The organism is Variovorax sp. P5_A3, assembly GCF_056400665.1.
The window spans coordinates 64,378-83,421 of the sequence record NZ_JBFUKW010000020.1; the positions used below are offsets into that span (position 1 = coordinate 64,378).

A 19,044-nucleotide genomic window follows, 5' to 3' on the forward strand; every position below is an offset into this window, starting at 1 on the left:
CCTGTCGAAAGATAGGGTGGACGCCCGTCCACGGGTAAACACCTACAGGAGCTTCAACTGGCGCGCCTTGGTGATCGCCTGCGCGCGATTGCGCACGCCGAGCTTCTCGAAGATCTGGCTGACGTGCCACTTGGCCGTACCCAACGTGATCACGAGTTGCGTCGCGATTTGCTGGTTGGCAAGCCCTTGGTTGACCAGACGCAGCACCTCGAGTTGAGTCGCGGTGAGCCCTTCCGTGTTCGCCACGACAAAGTTTTCTTCCGAGGGAAGACGAAATTGTTCGAGCAGGCCGTTGACGAATGCCGGAGCGGCGCTGCTCACTTGGCGCAGCAGTCCGGCCAACGCCGCATCCCCGTCGAGGAACGGGCGAACATAGCCGCCCGAAGCTGCCAATGACACGGCCTTCTCGAGATGTTCGAGCGTTGCAGCTCGGCCGCCGTTGGCGCGATGCCCCAGCGCCTGTAGCACATGGACCGTGACGAGCATGCCGGCTTGCCCCTGGCTTCGACATGACACCTCGACCGCGCCGAGCGCGCGAAGCGCGGCAAGCGCATGGTTGCTTGCGAGCAGCAGGCGAGCGTGCAGGAGTTGACCCTCGACAGATGATTCGACAGCGGTGCGAATCTCCTCGAAGGTCTGTTTCGCCGCGGCGACGTTGCCCTCGCGAAGCTGGAGGTCCGCGATAGCGATGCTCACCATGCGCTGGCGCCGTGGGTTGCGCGAGCGATCTGCCAGATCCTGGGCCGCCGCCAATGCGTTCCACGCCTGCTCACGCGCACCGCGTGCATGGTGGACCTTGGCGAGGGAACATTCTCCGGCCAGCGTGTGGTACAGATTGCCAAGCTGCCTGCATAGCGCGACACCTGTTTCGAGCGATTCAACCGCCCCCTGCAGTTCGTTGCGTTCAAATGCCAGCATGCCCATCGGTACCAAGATGAGGCCGCTGATCGGCGCCTGCGCTTCGTCGGAAGGCGAACAACGCTCCAGCGACGCGTGACAGAGCAACTGCGCCTCGCGCAATTGGCCCTGAGCGCTCATCAACGGTGCAAGATGGGCTAGCGCGTCGAGCGCGGTCATGCGATGCCCGAAGGCCCACCCCAGCTCGAGAGCCTGCCGCAGCATTTCGGTGGCCGGCTTCGGAAGGCCGGTGCGAAGCAGACCCAACCCCTGGTAGAAAAGAGCCCAAACCCGGAAGAACGAGGTGCTGTTTCCCAGCTGATCCAGCGCCTGGCGCGACAGCTCGATCGCACGGGCCGGATTGTCCGACGTGATCGCGAAAAAGGCCTGGAGTGCAAACAGGATGCCCTTGTGTTCCTGGGAGCTTTCCGCCACATTCGGCGCGCCGGTCAAAGCGTAGTACTCCTCGGCTTCCACGGTGCGGCCACTCATGAACAGAAGCCACGCTCGATACCCCGCAAGGTCCTGATGTCGACGCACAAGGGACGCCGGCAGCATGTCGAGCCATGCCAGCAGCGTGGGCAGTTCGCCACGGGCGAGCATGTCCTCCACGAGACTGCGAAAGAGCCTCACCGCATCCACGTCGCTGCGGGCCGCGAGCGCGTGCTTGATCGCGTCCTTTCCCATCCCGTGAGATTCGAACCACGCGCTGGCTCGACGATGCAACTCGATCCTCTCCGACTCGGCAAGGCTTTCGCGAAGAAAATCCGCCAAGAGCTGGTGATACCGGAACCAGCGGCCCTGGTCATCCAGCCGCCGCAAGAAGAGGTTGGCGCGCTCCACCTGGAGCAGCATTTGCCGGCTGTCGGTGCGCTCGGTGACCGCATCGCAAAGATCGGCAGAGAAGCGATCGAGGATGCAGGTTTTCCTCAGGAAGTCCTGCAGCATCAGAGGTTGCTGGCGCATGACCTCGGCTGCCAGGTAGTCGATCACGTGCCTGTGTTCACCACTGAATGCAGCGGCGACCTGTGCCAGGTTCGCCTCTCCCTGCAACTGCACGTGCCGCTGCAGCGAGAGCGCAGCGATCTGAAGCCCCGCCACCCAGCCTTCGGTGCGGGCTGCAAGCGTCCGAGCCGATTCGGTGTCGAGTGCCAGCCCCATGCTCCGCACGAGGAATGCCATTGCTTCGTCTGGCGTGAATCGCAGCTGGTCGATTCCGACCTCGGCAACCCATTGCCGAGCACGCCATCGGGAAAGCGGCCACTGCGGATCCTTGCGGGTTGCGACGATCAGGCGCAGATGCTCTGGCAGGTGCTCGACGAGAAAGGTCAGCGCCGCATCGAGTTCCGGGTTGTCGATCGCTTGGTAGTCGTCGAGCACCAGTACCACTGGATGGTCCAGTTCGGTGAGATCGTCCAGCAACGATGCCATCCGGTCCTTCGGGCTGGGCGACCCTGCCCCGGAGAGGGGGGCCGTCGCTGTGCATCCCACGTCGACATTGGCACCTTGCAAGGCACCTCGCAGGTAGTCGAAGAAGCGCACCGGGTCGCTGTCGTCTTCGTCCAACCCCAGCCACGCCACGGCAGGTCGATCCACGGTCTCGTTGACCCAGGCCGAGAGCAACGTGGTCTTGCCGAATCCCGCTGGAGCGCAGAGAAGCGTCAACGGCCGCTTCAGTGATTCGGACATCAGATCAAGCAAGCGCGGACGCGACAAGCTCATCGGCTGAACAGGTGGGAGTGCGAGCTTTGCCTTCAACAAGAGAGTTTGACCTGGGATTCGCATTCCGTTTTGCCCGGCCTGGGGCCATGCGCCTCGCCACTTGCGCCATTTGCGCTGGGGCTACGCGGTCTGGCTTGACTTGCGCAAGTCCCGAGATTACAGCACGATTGCACCACCGAGGTCCGCAGTGCAGGAACGATTGGCCGGCAACATCGCGACGCCAGTTGGGCGAACCGCGCTTGGCGGAAAGGCTTCAGCACCGTCAGTTCGCGGCAGGCAGTTCGACAGTGAACTCCGCGCCGCCTTCCGGATGATTGCGAACGCTCAACTTTCCGCCATGCTGCTCGATGATCCCGTAACTGATGGACAGGCCGAGACCGGTGCCCTTGCCGACCGGCTTGGTGGTGAAGAACGGATCGAAGATGCGCGACAGAAGCTCCGGCGCGATGCCAGGTCCGTTGTCGCGCACGGTAAGGACGTTGCCCTTCGGCCCGGCGCGGGCCTGGATCCACAGCTGCGGCGGGCGCGGCGGCTGGGAGGTGCTGGCCGCATCCACGGCGTTCTGGATCAGGTTCATCACGACCTGCTGCAGTTGTCCAGGGCTTCCTTCGACCACACACGCAGAGATCGGCTGCCAGTCGACTTGCAAGGGCCGCGATGAGCCTTTGGACACCCAGAGAATGGCGCGTTCGGCCACTTCGTTGAGGTCGACGCGTGTCCGCTCTTCCGGATCCATCGCCGAAAACCGCTTCAAGCCGTTCACGATGGCTGCGGTGCGCTGCGCTCCTTCCAGCGTGCCCTCGATCAGGGACGGCAGGTCGTCGAGCAGATGCTCGATGCGCAATTGGGTGCGCAGCTCCAGCAGCGCGTCCAGATCCTGCCCGGCATGCACGGCTGCCATGTAGGTGCGCAGCTTTTCGCTGTAGCGTCGAAGCGCGTGCACGTTGCCCAGCACGAAGCTGATCGGATTGTTGAGTTCGTGCGCGACACCCGCGACAAGCCTGCCCAGTGAGGCCATCTTTTCCGAGTGCAGAAGTTGCTGCTGGGTCTGCTTCAACGCATCGTGTGCCGACCGCAGCTCCTGGTAGGCGCGGCGCAACTCGGCCGTCGGTCGGGCGACAAATACCGTGCCGACGCGGCGCCCAGAAGGCGTGACACGCGGCGTGCAGTTTGCGTCGACCGGCACGCTGCTTCCATCGGCAGCCGACAGATTCAGCTCGATGGTCTCGCCGCGGCGCGTGGGGCTGGAGTTCACCAGAACCGCCTGGGCCCGTGCGATGCTGTCGGCGTCCGCCAGCAAGGCCAGCAGGGAGGTACCGCGCAGTTCGATGTCGCTGCGGCCGACCAGTTCGCAGAGCGCCGCGTTCGTCTCTTCGATCTCGCCATTTTCGGTACAGACCAGCAGCACGTCCGACATGGCGGACAGGATGCTGAAGATGAATTGCTGCGATTGTTCGAGTTCGTCGTTCTTCTGTTCGAGCTCGATTTCGTCATGCACCAATTGCGAGTAGACCTCGTCCATCTTCTGGATCACGTCGAGCCAGGTAGCATCGTCCACGCCTTTCGGCGCTGCCTTCGGGCGTTCGGTACGGCGCGGCGGCATCAGTGGACGGTGCAGACCATGCACGGGTCGAAAGAGCGGACGATGTGCTGCACCGACACGGGCGTCGTCTCGCCTTGGCGAACCGGGGCACCTTCGAGCGCGCTTTCGAGCGCGCCGGGCGTGCCGGCGGCATCCCTTGGAGAGAAGTTCCAGGTGGTGGGTGCGACGATCTGGTAGTTTGCAATGTGGCCGCGGTGCACCGAAACCCAGTGCCCCAGGCTGCCGCGTGCCGCTTCGCTCAGGCCGATGCCGGTGCCCTCGTCGGGCATGGCGTCGCTGACACAGTAGGGTTCGCCGGGCCGCAGCGCGAGCAGCCACTGCTCCATCAGGGGCACCACCCGGGCGAGTTCGAGCAGGCGTGCCAAGACCCGGGTGAACACGGTGCCGCCATGCAGCCCCACCATCTCGCCCACGAGCGGATGCCCGGCGGCGAGCTGGCGCGCGATCGCGCCGGTTTCCACCACCCGGCCGTCGAGCCGGGGCGCCTTGTTCCAGGTGTAGGCGCCCGGCTTGTCGCCAGCGGGTATCGTCAGGCCGTCGCCGGGATGGCGCGGGCCTCCGTCGTCCGCGAGCCATGCGTGCGTGGCGTCTTCCCGTATGCTGCGCTCATCGAGCGCGCCGAGCTTGCCGTCGTCGGCATGCCAGACGCCGCGCGGGAAAGCGAACCCACCGTCGGGCTGGGGGTAGGCGCCGTAGCTCAGGTAGCGGCCCGGGCCGCTACCCAGGCCCATCAGGCCCGTGTCGCGTGCGATGGAAAGGAACATCCGGAAATCGCCCTGCAGGGGGGCCTGGGCATCCCAGGCCCACAGCGCGTCGGCGCTGGCAAGGGACAGCACCTGCTGCAGCGGCGCCGCGAACAACTGCTGCTCCAGGAAGCGCCGGAACTCCCGGATACGCGCCAGCAGGCGCGTGCGCTCGGCGCCATCGACCGCGCGCGTGGAGCCGCCGGGCTCGATGCTCTGCGTATGCGGCCACTTGCCGGCCAGCAGGCCGAGCAGCGTGAACCAGCGCTGCCGCGCCGCGATGGCCCGACGCGCCTGCTCGCCGGTGGTCGGGTCGAACCGACGCAGGGCTTCGGCATGCCACGTCCGCCCGGCATACACGGCTCGCGTGAAGTCGGGCATGAAGAACAGGTAGAAATGCGTCAGGTGGTCGGCCAGGTTTTCGGTGGCGAGGATCACGTTGGTCACGTGCTGGCCGTTCGGCGGCATCCTCAGCCCGCCCATGTCCGCGAGAGCGCGGGCCGAGGCGACGGACTGCGACACCGAGCAGATGCCGCAGATTCGGGGCACATAGACCAGTGCGTCATGTGGCCGCTTGCCCTGCAGGATCTGCTCGAAACCCCGATACATGGGCGAATTCACGCGCGCGGACGACACGCGACCATCCTCGATGTCGAGGGAGACCTCGAGGTCTCCCTCGACGCGATTGAAAGGGCCGACGAGCAGGCGTGTCATGGCGGCACGCTAGCGCAGGCGCGTCTTGCGCACCGCGGGCGCCACCTTGATATGGTCCGCGGTGGCGTTGGTCTTCACGCGTTTGGGCGTGGCCGATTTCGACAGCGACGCCAGCGCGACGAACCAGGCCTTGGGCATGTCGGTCGGCAGGCCGATCGGAATGCCGGCGATCTTGGGTGTCTCGTGGAACGGATGGCCGGGCTCCTGGAAGCCCGGCTCGGTGCAGGCAATGCAGGCATAGCCGCCGCGGGTGCAGGAGCCTTCCCCGTTCCAGAGCCGTGTGTTGCAGTCGGCATGCACCTGGGTGCCCTTGCAGCCCATGTGCTCCATCATGCAGCCGAGGTCGGACGGCTTCTCGGCGCTGGCCTTGAACTCGTAGTACTCGTTGCGGGTGCAGCCGTGGTGCACCAGCTGGTCGGCATAGAAGCGGGGCCGGTTCAAGGAGTCCAGGTCGGCAGCGGAAAACTGGCCGGCGGCAAGCGCCATCAGGCTGTCGATGACCCACCCCGGATGGGTCGGGCAGCCCGCCACGTTGACGACCGGCAAGCCGCTGGCGCAACGGAATGCCGCGCCGAGCAGGCCGCCGGGGCGATCGTCGTCGTACTGCAGGCCGCAGGCATCGGTCGGATTGTTCCCGCCTGCGGTGATGCCGCCCCAGGCCGCGCAACTGCCGATCGCCACGACCTGCCGCGCGGTCGCAGCCAGCCGGCGGACCCAGTCGATCATCGGGATGCCGGTGCCGGCGAGGACGTGGAAGCGACCGGTGTTGTTCGGGCCACGCAGCAACGATCCTTCGATGCACAGCGCGTCGACGCGAAGGCGGCCATCGATGGCGCGTTCGAGTAGGTCGATCAGTTCGGTGCCGCTTTCGAGCGACAGCGACGGGTGCCACAGCAGGTTGATGCCGGCATCGCGCAGTTGGCCGTGGAAGTCCGCCGTGTCGGCGCAAAGAAGCGACATGCTGCAGCCGCCGCAGCCACCCGACTGCAGCCACAGGACATTGAAGTTAGGCATCTTGTCCATCGGTTCAACCTTCCAGCCCGAAGCGGGCCATCTTGCCACGCAGCCCGACCCGCGAGAGTCCGAGTTCCTTGGCCACGCGGGTCTTGTTCCAGCGGTGCCGCAGCAGAGTCTCGCGCAGCACCATGGCCTCGATGGCATCGAGGCGTTCGGCCAGCGTGCCGCTGGCCGGCAGGGACGTCGACTGGGCTGTGACCGTGCGCCCGGCCTGGCCCTGCAGGACCCGCGACGAAAATGCGGTGCCGTCGATCAGATCGTCGGCACTGAGCGCTACCGCGCGCGAGATCTCGTTGCGCAGCTCGCGAATGTTGCCGGGCCAGGGGTAGGCCATGAGGCAGGCCATCGCCTCGTCCGAGAGCGCGGCGCCAGGGCGCCCCAGCGCCACGCCGACCTCGTTCACCAGCCGCCGAGCGATCGGCCCGATGTCGCCACCGCGCTCGCGCAGCGGTGGGACCGTGATCGTCACGCAGGCGACGCGGTAGAACAGGTCCTCGCGGAAGTGCCCTTCTTGCACCCGCTGTTCGAGGTTGCGGTGGGTCGCCGCGATCACGCGCACGTCGACCGGCACGGTGCGCGGCGAGCCCACGGGTCGCACCTCGCCCTCCTGCAGCACGCGCAGCAATCGCAGTTGAAACGCGGCCGAGGTTTCGCCGATTTCGTCGAGAAAGACGGTGCCGCTGTTGGCGCGCTGGAACAGTCCCACGTGGTCATCGAACGCGCCGGTGAAAGCGCCCCGCTTGTGGCCGAACAGCTCCGACTCGAGCAGCGTATCGGGAATCGCCGCGCAGTTCTCGACCACGAACGGTCCGGCCGCGCGCGGGCTGGCGTAGTGCACCGCGCGCGCCAGCAGCTCCTTGCCGGAACCCGACTCGCCCAGCACCAGGAGGCTGAGGTCGTAGCGTGCCACGCGTGCCGCCAGCTCGCACACCGCATCGAGCGGACTGCCGTCGGCGCGCTCGATTCGGTCGAAGTCGAAGGCGTTGCGCGCCCGCTCCAGCTTGTTGGCGGCCCGGCGCCGCAGCACCGGCGTGCTGGTGCGCAGTTCCAGGTCGAGCCGGTTCATGTCGCGCTGGAGCGTCTGGGCTTCTGCCGCCTCGCGCACGGTGCTCAGCAGGTGGTCGGGGACCCACGGCTTGAGCAGGTACTGGTAGATGCCTGCGTCATTGATGCCCGCGATGATGTCCTCGGAATCGGTATAGCCCGAGATCACGATGCGCACGGTGTCGGGCCAGCGCTCGCGCACTTCCTTCAGGAAGGTGACCCCGGTCTCTCCGGGCATGCGCTGGTCGCACAGGATCACGCTGACCGGCTGGCGTTCGAGCTGCTGGCGGGCCTGGCCTGCATCGTCGGCCGTCAGCACGGTGAACTCCTCGTCGAGCGTGCGACGGATCGCGTCCTGCGAGCGAACCTCGTCATCGACGACCAGAACGGTCGGCATCGACGTCACGGGCATCATTCGGCACGCGCGGCCTTCACGCCGTCGCGGTGCCGGGCCAGGTGGCGGGGCGTCCATGCCATCGGCAGCTTGTGGACGAAGTGGTACCGCGCGATGTGAAAGCTCGGGTCGAAGCCGTAGAAATTGCGATGCATGCGTGAAAGCTCATGGCGGCGGTAGTCGGCGAGAGGGCGTGCGGCCTCGTCAGCAGCACGCCGCCGTGCCTTCGCAGTGATTCGATCGTCGATATTGTGCGCTGCGGCGAGTGCCATCGCCTCTGCGATTGCCAGCGCTTCGAGATCGGTCGCGGTTTCACCCATGCAACGGTCGATGAGTCGGATCGACAGGGCTTGTGGCGCGCCCAGCGGCAGGCGGCTGGCCATTAGCGCGATCGCGCCCTCGGCGCCGAGGCGGCGCGGCAGCAGATAGGTCCAGTACTCCGAGCCGTACAGGTTGCCCATGTTCTTGTAGTGCGCGTTCAGCACCACCCCGCGGTGTGCCCAGACCTCGTCGGCCGCGAGCGCCAGAAAGGCCCCGCCGGCACCGGCGTTGCCGCGCAGCAGCGCGATTGTCAGCCGGTCGGTGGTGCGGATCACGGCTTCGGCAAGGTCGTCTATCGCCTCGATGTTGCGCATCGATTCGTCGGCGGCGCTGTCGCCCTCGCGGTGCGCCGCGGCCTCGATGCAGTTCAGGTGGATGCCGTTGCTGAAGAAGTCGGCGCCGCCCAGCAGCATCAGCACGCGGGTGTCGCGGCTGGCGGCGTCGCGCCAGGCGGCGAGCAGGCGGCGGCATTGCGCGGTCGACATCGCGCCGTTGTAGAACTCGAAAGACAGGCAGCCGACGCGCGCGCCGGGCGTGCCGAATTCACGGTAGCGAATCTCGCCCCACTCCTCGTTCGCCCGCTCCAGCGGAACGGGCAGCGCAGGCAGCGCCTCGAAGGCGGCGCCGAACGCGAGTTCGCAAGGCAGCTTGAAAGCCTTGCCGCCGCAGGCCGCGGAAAGGCTCGCGTGGCCGATCCAGACCGCCCCGTCGGTCGTGCGGCGCAGCACGGCGCCGTCGCGGCGTCCGATCAAAGCGCCGGGCGGCAGAGCGGCAAGCGCATGCGAGGTGGCCGGGTGCGCATCGAACAGGTGGCAGGGCTGGCCGAAGAGCTGGTCCTGGACGCCGGGCTGGCCATCGGCGCTGCGGATCTTTGCGAGCACGGTGGCCGTCGTGTCGCCCGACCAATCGATGCGGCGCTCGGCTTGGCGCAGCGGGCCGCGCCAGATCGAGGGCCTTTGCTCGCCTGGCGGTTCGCCGCAGGTGCCGCCGGCTGCGAATTGCATCACGCTGCGCAGGACCGCATCGACCGCAGCCCCGGCCACTTCGCGCCGGTACAGGCTGCCCTTCGCGGCGGCCCGCATCGCAAAGCCGGCGTGGGCCCACACCGGGCCGGCATCGAAGGCCTCGTTCGCCTGCAGCACGGTCACACCCCAGTCGGCGTGGTCTTCACGCACCGCCCAGTCGAGCGCCGCGGGGCCACGGTCGCCAACCGGCCCGGGGTGCACGATCAGGCAGGGCTGGCGCTGCCACACCGAGGCCGGGATCAGCCGCTTCAGGAACGGCGCGATCACCAGTGCGGGGCGGAACAGTTCGATCGCCTCCTCGGTGACGCGATCGGCGATGTCGAACTCGACCGAGACCTCGCAGCCCAGCGCGCGCAACTCGCAGAACAAGCGCTGGCTCAGGCTGTTGAAGCTGTGGCACAGCAGCAGGATCCGGAGCGGCACGTGCGTCATTTCAGCCATGCACGCCGCTGAAGCTCGCCGCTTGGGTTGCGCCTGCATGGCTTCTCAACAGATGCGCGGCAGCTGCTCGCCGCTCAGCCAATCGACGACACGGCGGCCGCCGAAGCTCGTTTCCATCTGCACGAAGCGGTGCGGGTCTTCGGTGACCCTGCCGATACGCGCTGCCTTCGAGCCCAGCGGGTGTGCGCGCATCGCGGCCAGCACCGCGTCGGCCGAGTCGGGTGCGCAGATGGCGATCAGCTTGCCTTCGTTCGCGATGTAGAGCGGATCCAGCCCGAGCAGCTCGCAGGCCGCCTCGACCTGCGGCCGCACCGGGATCGCCGCCTCGTCGAGCAGCATGCCCACGCTCGACTGGCGCGCGATCTCGTTCAGCGTCGTCGCGAGGCCACCGCGGGTCGGGTCGCGCAGCACGCGCACGCCGTTCGAGGCCGCGAGCATCGCCGCCACCAGCCCGTGCAGGGCGGCGCTGTCGGATTCGATCGTGGTCTCGAAGTCGAGCGATGCGCGCTTCGAGAGCACCGCCACGCCGTGCTCGCCGATCGAACCCGAGAGCAGCACCACGTCGCCGGGGCGCGCGTTCGCGCCCGAGATGCGCACTCCGGCCGCGACCACGCCAACGCCGGTGGTGCTGATGAACACGCCATCGCCCTTGCCCTGCTCGACCACCTTGGTGTCGCCGGTGACCACCGGCACGCCGGCCGCGCGCGAGGCCGCCGCCATCGACTCGACGATGCGCTTCAGGTCGGCGAGCGGAAAGCCTTCCTCGAGGATGAAGCTCGCCGCGAGGTAGAGCGGCGTCGCGCCGCACATCGCCACATCGTTGATCGTGCCGTGCACCGACAGCGAGCCGACATCGCCGCCGGGAAAGAACAGCGGCGAGACGACGTGGCCGTCGGTCGCCATCACGAGCTTGGCGCCGACGGGAATCGCCAGAGACGCGCCGTCGTCGCCCTGGCGCAGGTATTCGTTGTCGAACGCGGCGACAAACAGCTCCTCGATCAGCTGCGCGGCCGCCCGGCCGCCGGCGCCATGACCCATGTCGACGCGGCCGTGGCGGATGTCGAGCGGGCGAACGTAGTCCTTCTTCGTGTTCACGCTTGCGCCTCCGCCTCGACCCTGATCGCGATGTCCTTGAAGCGTCCGTACGAGTAGTGCGCCGCGCACGCACCTTCGGACGAGACCATGCACGACCCGACGGGGTTCTCCGGCGTGCAGACGGTGCCGAAGATCTTGCAGTCGGTCGGCCTCTTGACGCCGCGCAGGATCGCGCCGCATTCGCAGGCCTTGTTGTCCGGCACCGGCCGGTAGCCGAGGCCGAAGCGGCGTTCGGCATCGAACCCGGCGTATGCCGGGCGGATCTTCAACGCGCTGTACGGCACCTCGCCGAGGCCGCGCCACTCGAAGCTGGTGCGCAACTCGAACACCTGCGAGACCAGCGCCTGCGCGTGCAGGTTGCCGTCGCGGTTCACCGCGCGGGTGAACTCGTTCTCGACCTCGGTGCGGCCCTCGTTGACCTGCCGCACCAGCATCAGCACCGCCTGCATCACGTCGAGCGGTTCGAATCCGGCGATCACGACCGGCTTGCGATACTCCTGCGCGAAGTGCTCGTAGGGCGCCGAGCCGATGACGATGCTGACATGCGCCGGCCCGACGAAGCCGTCGATCGGCACGGTGCCGAACTGCCGCACCTCGGGCGATTCGAGGATGTGCGTGATCGCCGAGGGCGTGAGGACATGGCAGCACAGCACGCTGAAGTTCTTCAGTCGCTCTTGCTGAGCGGTTCGGATCGTCAACGCGGTCGGCGGTGTCGTGGTCTCGAAGCCGATCGCGAAGAACACGACCTCGCGATCCGGCTCGCGGCGCGCGATCTCGAGTGCGTCGGCGCCCGAGTAGACCATGCGGATGTCGCCGCCGCGCGCCTTGGCGCGCACCAGCGAGAGGCCGTCGGAAGCCGGCACGCGCATCGTATCGCCGTAGGTGCAGACGATGGCACCGTGTTCGAGCGCGAGCTGGATCGCCAAGTCGATGCGGCCGATCGGCAGCACGCACACGGGACAGCCGGGGCCGTGGATCATGCGCACGTTCGCGGGCAGCAGTTCGCTGATGCCGTAGCGCGAGATCGCGTGCGTGTGGCCACCGCAGAACTCCATGAAGCTGTACTGGCGCTGCGGCAGTGCCTCGGCGCGCAGACGGTCGGCGATCCTTCTTGCAATCGCGCCGTCGCGGAACTCGTCGATGTATTTCATGGCAGGGTCGCTCCGTTCTCGGCATCGCGTTGCGCCAGCGCGCCGAACATCGCCAGCGTTCGCTCGGCCTCTTCGGGGTCGATCTGGCCGATCGCGTGGCCGACGTGCACGATCACGTAGTCGCCAACGACCGCATCGGGCACCAGTGCGACCGAGATTTCCTTGCGGATGCCGCCGAGCTCGACCAGCGCCAGCGCGCCCGGTCGCAGTTCGATCAGTTGAGTGGGAATGGCTAGGCACATGGCATGGCTTTTCGTGGGGTGAGGAAGGTTCGGGCGCGCAGGCTGTGGGCGGCGACCCAGGCCTGGCCCAGCGCGAGGGCCGCGTCGCCGCAACCCGAACGGCCGGCCGACAGCACGCGAAGCCCGCGCGCCTGGAGCCCCTGCGTCACCTGGATGCGCAGGATCGCGTTGAAGAAGCAGCCGCCGCCGAGGCAGACGGTGCCGCAGCCGGCCTGGCGTGCCGCGGCCGCGGCCCAGCCGGCCAGGCCCTGCGCCAGCGACAGGTGGAACCAGGCTGCGGCCTCGTCGGCGTTGCGTTGCGGCATGGGCCAGGCAAACAGTCGCTCCAGCAGCGGGCGCGGATCGAGCAGCCGCAGGTTGCCGGCGTCCGGCCAGGCGTCGATCGCTGTGACCGCGTGCCCGGCCAGCCAGCGTGCGGCCGCCGCCTCGAGCGCCATCGCGGCTTCGGCCTCGTGGGCCTGGCGCACGCTCAGCCCCAGCGCGCCGGCCGCCGCGTCGAACCAACGACCGGTGCTGCTCGTGGGCGGGCAATTCAACCCGGCGGCGAGCATGCGCTGCACGCCGCCGGCCAAGGCAGGCCCGACACTCGGCGAGAAGCGGTCGGCAATCCCGTCGCCGGCGCCGAGCGCGTGCAGGGCCGACGCCGCCATGCGCCAGGGTTCGCGTGCCGCGACATCGCCGCCGGGCAGCGCCAGCGGCCACAGGCTGCCCAGGCGGTCCCAGCCGTTGCCGTCGACCCGCAGCAGCTCGCCGCCCCAGGCCGTGCCGTCGCTGCCGAGACCGACGCCGTCGAGGGCGAGGCCGATGACCGGCTCGTCCAGGTCGTGTTCGGCGATCACGGCCGCGATGTGTGCGTGGTGGTGTTGCACGGCGATTGCTGGTACGCCCCACTCGTGCGCCAGGGCGATGGCGATGCGCGTGCTGAAGAAGTCGGGATGCAGGTCATGCGCCAGCGCGGCCACCGGCGCCTGCGCGTCACGTGCGTCGCGCGCGAGCGACCGCAGCGAGGCCTCCAGTTGACGGCAGGCTGTCGGGTCCTGGAGGTCCCCGTGCAGCGCAGACCAGCGCGCCTGGCGATGCCCAAGCAGGCATGCGGTGTTCTTGAGCCATGCGCCGCAGGCCAGCACGGTGGGAAGCGGCTGTTGCATCGACTTCAGGCGCCGAGCGGGCCGGTGTCGTCGCCCGCGCTGGCGAGCCAGTCGAGCCAGGCACCCATGCCTTCGCCGCTGGTGGCGGACAACTGGATCACTTCGATGGCCGGATTGACGTGGCGCGCGCCGTCGATGCAGCGTGCCACGTCGAAGCGCAGATGCGGCAGCAGGTCTATCTTGGTGAGCACCATCAGCTGGGCGGCCGCAAACATGTCTGGATACTTGAGCGGCTTGTCTTCGCCCTCGGTGATCGACAGCAGCACCACCTTGGCGGCTTCGCCAAGGTCCCACAGGGCCGGACAGACGAGATTGCCGACGTTCTCGATGAACAGCAGGCTGCGCTCGTCCACGTGCGAAGAGCCGTATGCATGGTGGTGCAACTGCGCGAAGGCCTGTTCGATCATCGGGGCGTCCAGGTGGCAGCCCTTGCCGGTGTTCACCTGGACTGCCGGCACGCCGGTCGCGCGGATGCGCTCGGCGTCGAAACTCGTCTGCTGGTCTCCTTCGATGACCGAGATGTCCATCTCCGGGTGGCGCGCCCGCAGTGCGTCGATGGTGGCGCACAGCAGGGTGGTCTTGCCCGATCCGGGACTGGACAGCAGGTTCAGCGCATGCACGCCGTGCGCGGCGAAGTGGCTGCGGTTGCGCGCGGCGATGCGGTTGTTCTCGCCGAGGATGTCGGCTTCCAGCCGGATCGTGCGCTCCTGGCTCAGGCCAGGCACCGATACGCGGGCCGCGCCTGAACCGAAATGCAGGTCGCCGTGGGGGGAATGATCGCGCCCGTGCTCGTGATCATGGCCGTGTTCGTGTTCAGTTTCAGCGCATCCGCAAACGACACACATGGTGAGTCTCCTTATAGATCTTCGACTTGCAGCTCGAGCACGCGCAGCTCGGTGCCGCCCGTGGCCTGAAGCTGATGGCTGCGGCAGCGCGGGCAGGCATCTCCGCGCCGCTGGATCTCCACGCTGGCGCCACATGGGAGGCACCATGCGGTGCCGGGCGGCTCGCGGATGTCGATCGACGCGCCCTCCAGGCAGGTTCGAGGCGCGATCGCCTCCAGCGCGAAACGCAGGGCACGCGTCTCCACGCCACAGAGCTGTCCGGCTTCCAGCCGCAGCGCGGTGACGCGCCGGAATCCCTCCCGGCGCGCCGCGTCTTCGACAAGTTTCAGGATGCCGCCGGCCAGACTGGCTTCATGCATGGTGGTACTCCGTGGTCGCTGCGTGCGCTTCGATMGCGAAGCGCACGCACGGATCGTACGCGGCCATCAGGATGCGCACCGACGCCTGCGCTTCGCTGCCCGTTGCGGGCATCCGTTCGAGCGCATGTGCCACGGCGCCGTGGGCATGAAAGTTCCAGTCTGTCGGGGCCACAACCTCGTAGCCGGCCACGCGCCGGTCACCGGGTGGTCCTTCGACGCGCACGCGATGGAGCAGCAGGCCGCGCGCCATTTCGACCCATGCCAGCCCTTCGCCGCGACCGGTCTGCAACGCGCCCGTGGCCAGCCACGCTGCGCCGCTGCGACTTGGCGTGTCCGGCAGGGACAGCCGTGCCAGTTCGGCGATGCGTGCGCCGAGCCGTTCCCATGCGTTCGCGGGCGGTTCGGTGCGCCGGTCGTGCAGCCGGGTCCAGCTTCCGGTCTCGGCGCATTGGCCGCGCCAGGTGGGCGCGGTCGCGTCGAACGTGCCGCCCATTCCGGCCGCGAGAGCATGCAGGTCCGCCGGGCTGGCGTGCGGACGCAGCGGCGCCGCGGGCAGCAACGGGCCGATCGCGAGCGGAGCGCAGGCGCGCAGCAACGCGGGCAGCCAACCGTGATTGCGCTCACACCATTGAGCGAGCCAGCCGGCAGTTTCTTGTTCCCACAGTGCCAGCCAGGCGCTCGGCGAGGTGCCCAGCAAATGCGAGAGCCAGGCGGTCCGATCGACATCGCCGCGCGACCGCGCCACGCCGGCCAGCCACGGACAGCCCCGCAGCGGATTGCGACTGTCGTCGGCCGATGCCTGCACTGCGCCTGGCACGCACAATTCGACCGGCCAGTCGAGGCCGATGCGCAGCGCGTGATCGCGCGCCGTCTCCCATCGCAGCGCATGCAACTGCGCCACGGATGCGGATGCTTCCTGCCCCTGCGCCGCCGCCAGCGCCAGCGCGCCGCACAGGGCGTGGGCGTGGCCACACAAGGTGAACAGACTGCTCAGCATGCGCGGCGCTGCGGTCGCAGGTTGACCTGTCAGCAACAGGCCGGCGAGGGCGCGGCGGCTGCTGGTGAGGGTGTGCGGGCGTCGCAGCCCCGGCCGCACCTGCAGCATGCCCCCGAGGACCTGGAGCGTATTCACGGCGCATGTTCCTGGGCAGCGCGCCCGAGCAGAAAAGCGCGCCGCGCCGGCGCCGCCAACGTGGAGTCCGGGCGTGCGTCGGGCGGTGCGTCGGCACGCCGGCGCAGCTGAGCCAGCAGCGCCGAGGCGGTGGCGATCGCGTCGGCCTGCGTTGCGAACTCGAACATGGGCGAGAACATCGAGCAGGCTTCGAACGACCCGAGGCCGTCTTCGTGCGAGCCCGTGAACATGAACTGCGCGTGCCCGATGTTGCGCACGCGTGTCGTTCCGATCAGTGCGGGCGTGTCGCGTCGCGCGACCGGCAGCCACACCAGGTTCATGAACCAGGGCGTGACCAGAATGCCGGTCGCGGCCCGGGGATCCGGCCGGTGTTGCGCATCATCGCGCGGGGGGGCCGGTTCGAGCTCGAAGCCGACCGCTTCCACCTGCAGTGCGGTGTTCATGAAGGGCAGGCCGGCCACGCGCGAGCGCGAGATGCCCGCGAACACCGCTTGGAGCGCCCGCGTCCGCAGCGTCAGCTCGGCGTGTCCGGTGCAATCGGCGCCGGTCATGGCGGGCTCGCGTCGTCGAGGACCATGAACTGGTCGGCGTCGCCGTCGCATTGCGGGCAGCGCCAGTAGGGCGGCAGCGCGGTGAACGCGGTGCCGGGGGCGATCTGCCAGATGTCGTCCCCGAGCGCCGGGTCGTACACCCACCAGCAGATCTTGCATTCGAGCCGTGCCGAGGCGCCCAGCTTCGCGCGGTCGCCGAGATAGCTGCCCTCGAACCGTGCAGGACTGCTGGCGGTCATGCGCTCTCGAGCCACTGCAGCACCTCCGCCAGCCGCTCGTGAGAGTCCTCCAGGTCCTCGCGCGCGGCCTGGGCAACTTCGGGCAGGTCGCCGATCTCGACCGTGTTCAGGATCACCACGTCCTGCGAGTTGTAGTAGACGACGCGCCAGCAGTTCGGCATTCGCGTGTTCGTGATGCGGCAGTTGCCGTAGCCGCGCGACAGGATGAGCACGCGGCCGGTGCCGAGGTGATGATCGAGGAATCCGATGTCCTCCACCGACATCGGCAGCAATGTGAGGTTGATGACCTGCGCGGGGCGGCCCGGCACCCAGGCGCGCCAATGATCCTCGATCTCGGCCAGGACGGCCGGCGCGTTCTGCACGTTGGGCGGCAACGCACCCGACCAGCGCGCAACGACGGGCGCAACGTCTTCGCGTGCAACTTCCTTCAGCGCATCGGGAATGGCGCCAAGTTCAATGCAATCGGTCGCAACCACGCCGTCGACCGATCCGATCACGCGCCAGACGCCGGCGAAGACCGCCTCCTGGGCGCGCAGCTCGCGCTGTGGCGTGCCCTCGTGCCGCACCAGGGCGCTGACTTCGCCCTCGCCGAGAACCTGGTTGACGAGGGCAAGGTCGCCCGGTGCAAGACCGTCGAGCGCTATGCGGCGGTTGCCGCCTTCGCGGCAAACGACGGCCAGTTGCGCAAGCGCGTCGCGCAGCGCAGCGTGCGCCGGCTGATGGGCTGCGATTTCCTCGGGTTCCGGCAGCACGGGTGCGCGAAAGGTTTCCATGCCCTGCGGCATTGCCATGTAGGCGAGCTCTTCTTCTTCGGGCTGGGAGCCGGGGCCGATGGAGTGCACGGGAATCGGGAAGTCTTTCATCATGCGGTCCTCAGTGGCAGGAGGCGGCCGCGCCGGTGGCGCTCACCACCGGGATTCCGATCGTCGGTGCGCGCGTCACCGGACTCGCCAATGCGCTCTCGACCCGCTGGAGGAACACGTCCCAGTCGTGCATGCCCGACACGGTGCCGACGTAGCCGCCGTCGCGCAGGAACAGCAGCGTGGGCCAGCGCTGCGAGCCGAAGCGGCGCGCCACCTGGTCCTCCAGCTCGCGCGGCACCACGGCCACGGCAAAGCGGCCCGGAAAGCTGCGTTGCAGCTCGGGCAGCACGGCGGCCACGTCCTGGCCTTCGGGAAAACGCACGGCGTCGCCTGCGAACAGCACGACGCGGTCACCGCCGAGCGCGGACCAGCCGTCGATGCTCTGGTCGTCGACCCATGTCGCGCCGAACTCGTCGACCAGGCGCGCAATGAGGGCGGAGCCCGCGCGGCGGGGTTCCGGCGCCTGGACCGGCAGGTTGACGAGCGTTTGGCTGCCGGTGATGTCGGATGTCATGGAAGGCTTTCGGTGAGTTCGGTGGCGGGGCGTGGCGGCTGCCGGCCGCACAGAGCGAGGAGGTCTTGCGCGCTGGCGCTGGAAGGAAGGTCGAATGCAGCCGGTGCACCGCTGGCGCCGCCGGCCTGCGCCGCCGCAAGCAGGTCGAGCGTGCCGTCGATCTCGCTGGCGCGCCGCGCATCGATGCGCTCGCGGACACTGTCGAGAAAGACGAGCACCCACTCGCCGACCGCCGGCTCCGTCACGAGCGCGATCCGGACGCGTCGTTGCTCTCCGCGTCCGGCGCAGAGCGCGTATCCGGGCTCGACGGCGATGACCTGCATGGGGATGCCGATGCACATGGCGGGCTCAGGCTTGCTGCCGCGCCGGCGTCGGCAGAAAGCGTTCGTCGCCGCGGCGGCAGGCGGCGTCCTCGGCCGGTCGTCCGGCCTCGTAGCGCGCGAGGTCGAGCTGGCGGAAGGTCACGGCTTCGGCACCGTCCAGCGCCTGCCGGCGCGGTCGCGGGGCGGCACCCCAGCGCCGCAGTGCGTCGACGCCGAGCGCGAGGGCATCCTCCATCGCCAGTCTCACGGTCGGGCGCAGGCTGCCGCCGTAGTCGTCCAGTTCCTCGGGCTGGCAGCCGACGAGCAGCACGTCCCGTGGGTAGCGTTGGGTGAGTTGCGCCAGCATGAGCACTTCCTGGAACCCGGTCTGGTGAAGGCTCATCTTCTTGGCGCCCATGAAGCGAGGCACTTCGTCGCCCTCGATCAGCTTGAGCGTGCCGGGCGCCAGGCCATAGTCGATGGCGTCGAAGATCAGCAGGCGGCTGGCCTGCTGGACGTGCTGGATCAGGTAGAGGCCCTGCGTGCCACCATCGATCAGCACCACATGCGGTGCGAACTCCCAGCGTTGCTGCAGGGCCTCGACGCAGCGCACGCCGAATCCCTCGTCGGCCCACAGCACGTTGCCGATGCCGAGGACGCAAATGGATTCATCCTGCGACAT

Annotated in this window: 19 protein-coding genes; all 19 read right to left on the reverse strand. The window is 68.3% G+C overall.

The features are described 5' to 3' along the window. Positions 1-42: 42 nt before the first annotated feature. Positions 43-2,586 (reverse strand): winged helix-turn-helix domain-containing protein, encoded by a 2,544-nt coding sequence (locus AC1D3B_RS25515; RefSeq protein WP_478193467.1) that lies wholly within the window; start codon positions 2,584-2,586, stop codon positions 43-45. A 295-nt stretch (positions 2,587-2,881) separates the two neighbouring features. Then, positions 2,882-4,222: a sensor histidine kinase gene (locus tag AC1D3B_RS25520; protein ID WP_478193468.1), complete on the reverse strand. Its 1,341-nt coding sequence runs from the start codon at positions 4,220-4,222 to the stop codon at positions 2,882-2,884. Beyond that, on the reverse strand, positions 4,222-5,679 hold the full coding sequence (locus AC1D3B_RS25525; protein ID WP_478193469.1) for a nickel-dependent hydrogenase large subunit: 1,458 nt from the start codon (positions 5,677-5,679) through the stop codon (positions 4,222-4,224). Before AC1D3B_RS25525 ends, AC1D3B_RS25520 begins: the two co-directional genes overlap by 1 nt. A gap of 9 nt (positions 5,680-5,688) precedes the next feature. Beyond that, positions 5,689-6,702 carry an NADH-quinone oxidoreductase subunit B family protein gene (locus AC1D3B_RS25530; RefSeq protein ID WP_478193470.1) on the reverse strand — a complete coding sequence of 338 codons (1,014 nt, stop codon included), beginning with the start codon at positions 6,700-6,702 and terminating at the stop codon, positions 5,689-5,691. 4 nt (positions 6,703-6,706) lie between these two features. Next, positions 6,707-8,155, reverse strand: a complete 1,449-nt coding sequence (locus tag AC1D3B_RS25535; RefSeq protein WP_478193471.1) for a sigma-54-dependent transcriptional regulator — start codon at positions 8,153-8,155, stop codon at positions 6,707-6,709. Continuing rightward, entirely contained in the window at positions 8,152-9,921 is a 1,770-nt protein-coding gene (locus AC1D3B_RS25540) for an enoyl-CoA hydratase-related protein (RefSeq protein WP_478193472.1), read from the reverse strand. The genes AC1D3B_RS25535 and AC1D3B_RS25540 overlap by 4 nt, the downstream gene beginning before the upstream one ends. A gap of 45 nt (positions 9,922-9,966) precedes the next feature. Further along, positions 9,967-10,959, reverse strand: coding sequence for a hydrogenase expression/formation protein HypE (hypE, locus tag AC1D3B_RS25545; RefSeq protein WP_478193568.1), 993 nt, complete (start codon positions 10,957-10,959; stop codon positions 9,967-9,969). Positions 10,960-11,012: 53 nt separating this feature from the next. Further along, on the reverse strand, positions 11,013-12,167 hold the full coding sequence (gene hypD, locus AC1D3B_RS25550) for a hydrogenase formation protein HypD (protein ID WP_478193473.1): 1,155 nt from the start codon (positions 12,165-12,167) through the stop codon (positions 11,013-11,015). After that, positions 12,164-12,409, reverse strand: coding sequence for a HypC/HybG/HupF family hydrogenase formation chaperone (locus tag AC1D3B_RS25555; protein WP_478090874.1), 246 nt, complete (start codon positions 12,407-12,409; stop codon positions 12,164-12,166). The genes hypD and AC1D3B_RS25555 overlap by 4 nt, the downstream gene beginning before the upstream one ends. Further along, positions 12,400-13,557, reverse strand: coding sequence for a Kae1-like domain-containing protein (locus tag AC1D3B_RS25560; RefSeq protein WP_478193474.1), 1,158 nt, complete (start codon positions 13,555-13,557; stop codon positions 12,400-12,402). The genes AC1D3B_RS25555 and AC1D3B_RS25560 overlap by 10 nt, the downstream gene beginning before the upstream one ends. A 5-nt stretch (positions 13,558-13,562) precedes the next feature. After that, a complete protein-coding gene (gene hypB / locus AC1D3B_RS25565; protein WP_478193475.1) occupies positions 13,563-14,402 on the reverse strand; it encodes a hydrogenase nickel incorporation protein HypB in 840 nt (279 codons plus the stop codon). An 11-nt stretch (positions 14,403-14,413) separates the two neighbouring features. Next, on the reverse strand, positions 14,414-14,761 hold the full coding sequence (gene hypA / locus AC1D3B_RS25570; RefSeq protein ID WP_478090877.1) for a hydrogenase maturation nickel metallochaperone HypA: 348 nt from the start codon (positions 14,759-14,761) through the stop codon (positions 14,414-14,416). Then, positions 14,754-15,893 (reverse strand): hypothetical protein, encoded by a 1,140-nt coding sequence (locus AC1D3B_RS25575; RefSeq protein WP_478193476.1) that lies wholly within the window; start codon positions 15,891-15,893, stop codon positions 14,754-14,756. Before AC1D3B_RS25575 ends, hypA begins: the two co-directional genes overlap by 8 nt. Then, positions 15,890-16,444, reverse strand: coding sequence for a [NiFe]-hydrogenase assembly chaperone HybE (hybE, locus tag AC1D3B_RS25580; RefSeq protein WP_478193477.1), 555 nt, complete (start codon positions 16,442-16,444; stop codon positions 15,890-15,892). Before hybE ends, AC1D3B_RS25575 begins: the two co-directional genes overlap by 4 nt. Further along, positions 16,441-16,683 (reverse strand): rubredoxin, encoded by a 243-nt coding sequence (locus AC1D3B_RS25585; RefSeq protein WP_478167122.1) that lies wholly within the window; start codon positions 16,681-16,683, stop codon positions 16,441-16,443. The genes hybE and AC1D3B_RS25585 overlap by 4 nt, the downstream gene beginning before the upstream one ends. Further along, positions 16,680-17,546 (reverse strand): hydrogenase expression/formation protein, encoded by an 867-nt coding sequence (locus AC1D3B_RS25590; RefSeq protein ID WP_478193478.1) that lies wholly within the window; start codon positions 17,544-17,546, stop codon positions 16,680-16,682. The genes AC1D3B_RS25585 and AC1D3B_RS25590 overlap by 4 nt, the downstream gene beginning before the upstream one ends. A gap of 10 nt (positions 17,547-17,556) precedes the next feature. Next, complete coding sequence (locus tag AC1D3B_RS25595) at positions 17,557-18,060, reverse strand: hydrogenase (RefSeq protein WP_478193479.1); 504 nt, start codon at positions 18,058-18,060, stop codon at positions 17,557-17,559. After that, entirely contained in the window at positions 18,057-18,401 is a 345-nt protein-coding gene (locus AC1D3B_RS25600; protein ID WP_478193480.1) for a HypC/HybG/HupF family hydrogenase formation chaperone, read from the reverse strand. The genes AC1D3B_RS25595 and AC1D3B_RS25600 overlap by 4 nt, the downstream gene beginning before the upstream one ends. A gap of 7 nt (positions 18,402-18,408) precedes the next feature. Further along, positions 18,409-19,044 (reverse strand): HyaD/HybD family hydrogenase maturation endopeptidase, encoded by a 636-nt coding sequence (locus AC1D3B_RS25605; protein WP_478193481.1) that lies wholly within the window; start codon positions 19,042-19,044, stop codon positions 18,409-18,411.

Coding starts and splice junctions, on each gene's coding strand:
- AC1D3B_RS25515 (WP_478193467.1), bottom strand. CDS start 2,586: ATGTCCGAATCACTGAAGCGGCCGTTGACGCTTCTCTGCGCTCCAGCG.
- AC1D3B_RS25520 (WP_478193468.1), bottom strand. CDS start 4,222: ATGCCGCCGCGCCGTACCGAACGCCCGAAGGCAGCGCCGAAAGGCGTG.
- AC1D3B_RS25525 (WP_478193469.1), bottom strand. CDS start 5,679: ATGACACGCCTGCTCGTCGGCCCTTTCAATCGCGTCGAGGGAGACCTC.
- AC1D3B_RS25530 (WP_478193470.1), bottom strand. CDS start 6,702: ATGGACAAGATGCCTAACTTCAATGTCCTGTGGCTGCAGTCGGGTGGC.
- AC1D3B_RS25535 (WP_478193471.1), bottom strand. CDS start 8,155: ATGATGCCCGTGACGTCGATGCCGACCGTTCTGGTCGTCGATGACGAG.
- AC1D3B_RS25540 (WP_478193472.1), bottom strand. CDS start 9,921: ATGGCTGAAATGACGCACGTGCCGCTCCGGATCCTGCTGCTGTGCCAC.
- hypE (WP_478193568.1), bottom strand. CDS start 10,959: ATGGGTCATGGCGCCGGCGGCCGGGCGGCCGCGCAGCTGATCGAGGAG.
- hypD (WP_478193473.1), bottom strand. CDS start 12,167: ATGAAATACATCGACGAGTTCCGCGACGGCGCGATTGCAAGAAGGATC.
- AC1D3B_RS25555 (WP_478090874.1), bottom strand. CDS start 12,409: ATGTGCCTAGCCATTCCCACTCAACTGATCGAACTGCGACCGGGCGCG.
- AC1D3B_RS25560 (WP_478193474.1), bottom strand. CDS start 13,557: ATGCAACAGCCGCTTCCCACCGTGCTGGCCTGCGGCGCATGGCTCAAG.
- hypB (WP_478193475.1), bottom strand. CDS start 14,402: ATGTGTGTCGTTTGCGGATGCGCTGAAACTGAACACGAACACGGCCAT.
- hypA (WP_478090877.1), bottom strand. CDS start 14,761: ATGCATGAAGCCAGTCTGGCCGGCGGCATCCTGAAACTTGTCGAAGAC.
- hybE (WP_478193477.1), bottom strand. CDS start 16,444: ATGACCGGCGCCGATTGCACCGGACACGCCGAGCTGACGCTGCGGACG.
- AC1D3B_RS25585 (WP_478167122.1), bottom strand. CDS start 16,683: ATGACCGCCAGCAGTCCTGCACGGTTCGAGGGCAGCTATCTCGGCGAC.
- AC1D3B_RS25590 (WP_478193478.1), bottom strand. CDS start 17,546: ATGAAAGACTTCCCGATTCCCGTGCACTCCATCGGCCCCGGCTCCCAG.
- AC1D3B_RS25595 (WP_478193479.1), bottom strand. CDS start 18,060: ATGACATCCGACATCACCGGCAGCCAAACGCTCGTCAACCTGCCGGTC.
- AC1D3B_RS25600 (WP_478193480.1), bottom strand. CDS start 18,401: ATGTGCATCGGCATCCCCATGCAGGTCATCGCCGTCGAGCCCGGATAC.
- AC1D3B_RS25605 (WP_478193481.1), bottom strand. CDS start 19,044: ATGTCGCAGGATGAATCCATTTGCGTCCTCGGCATCGGCAACGTGCTG.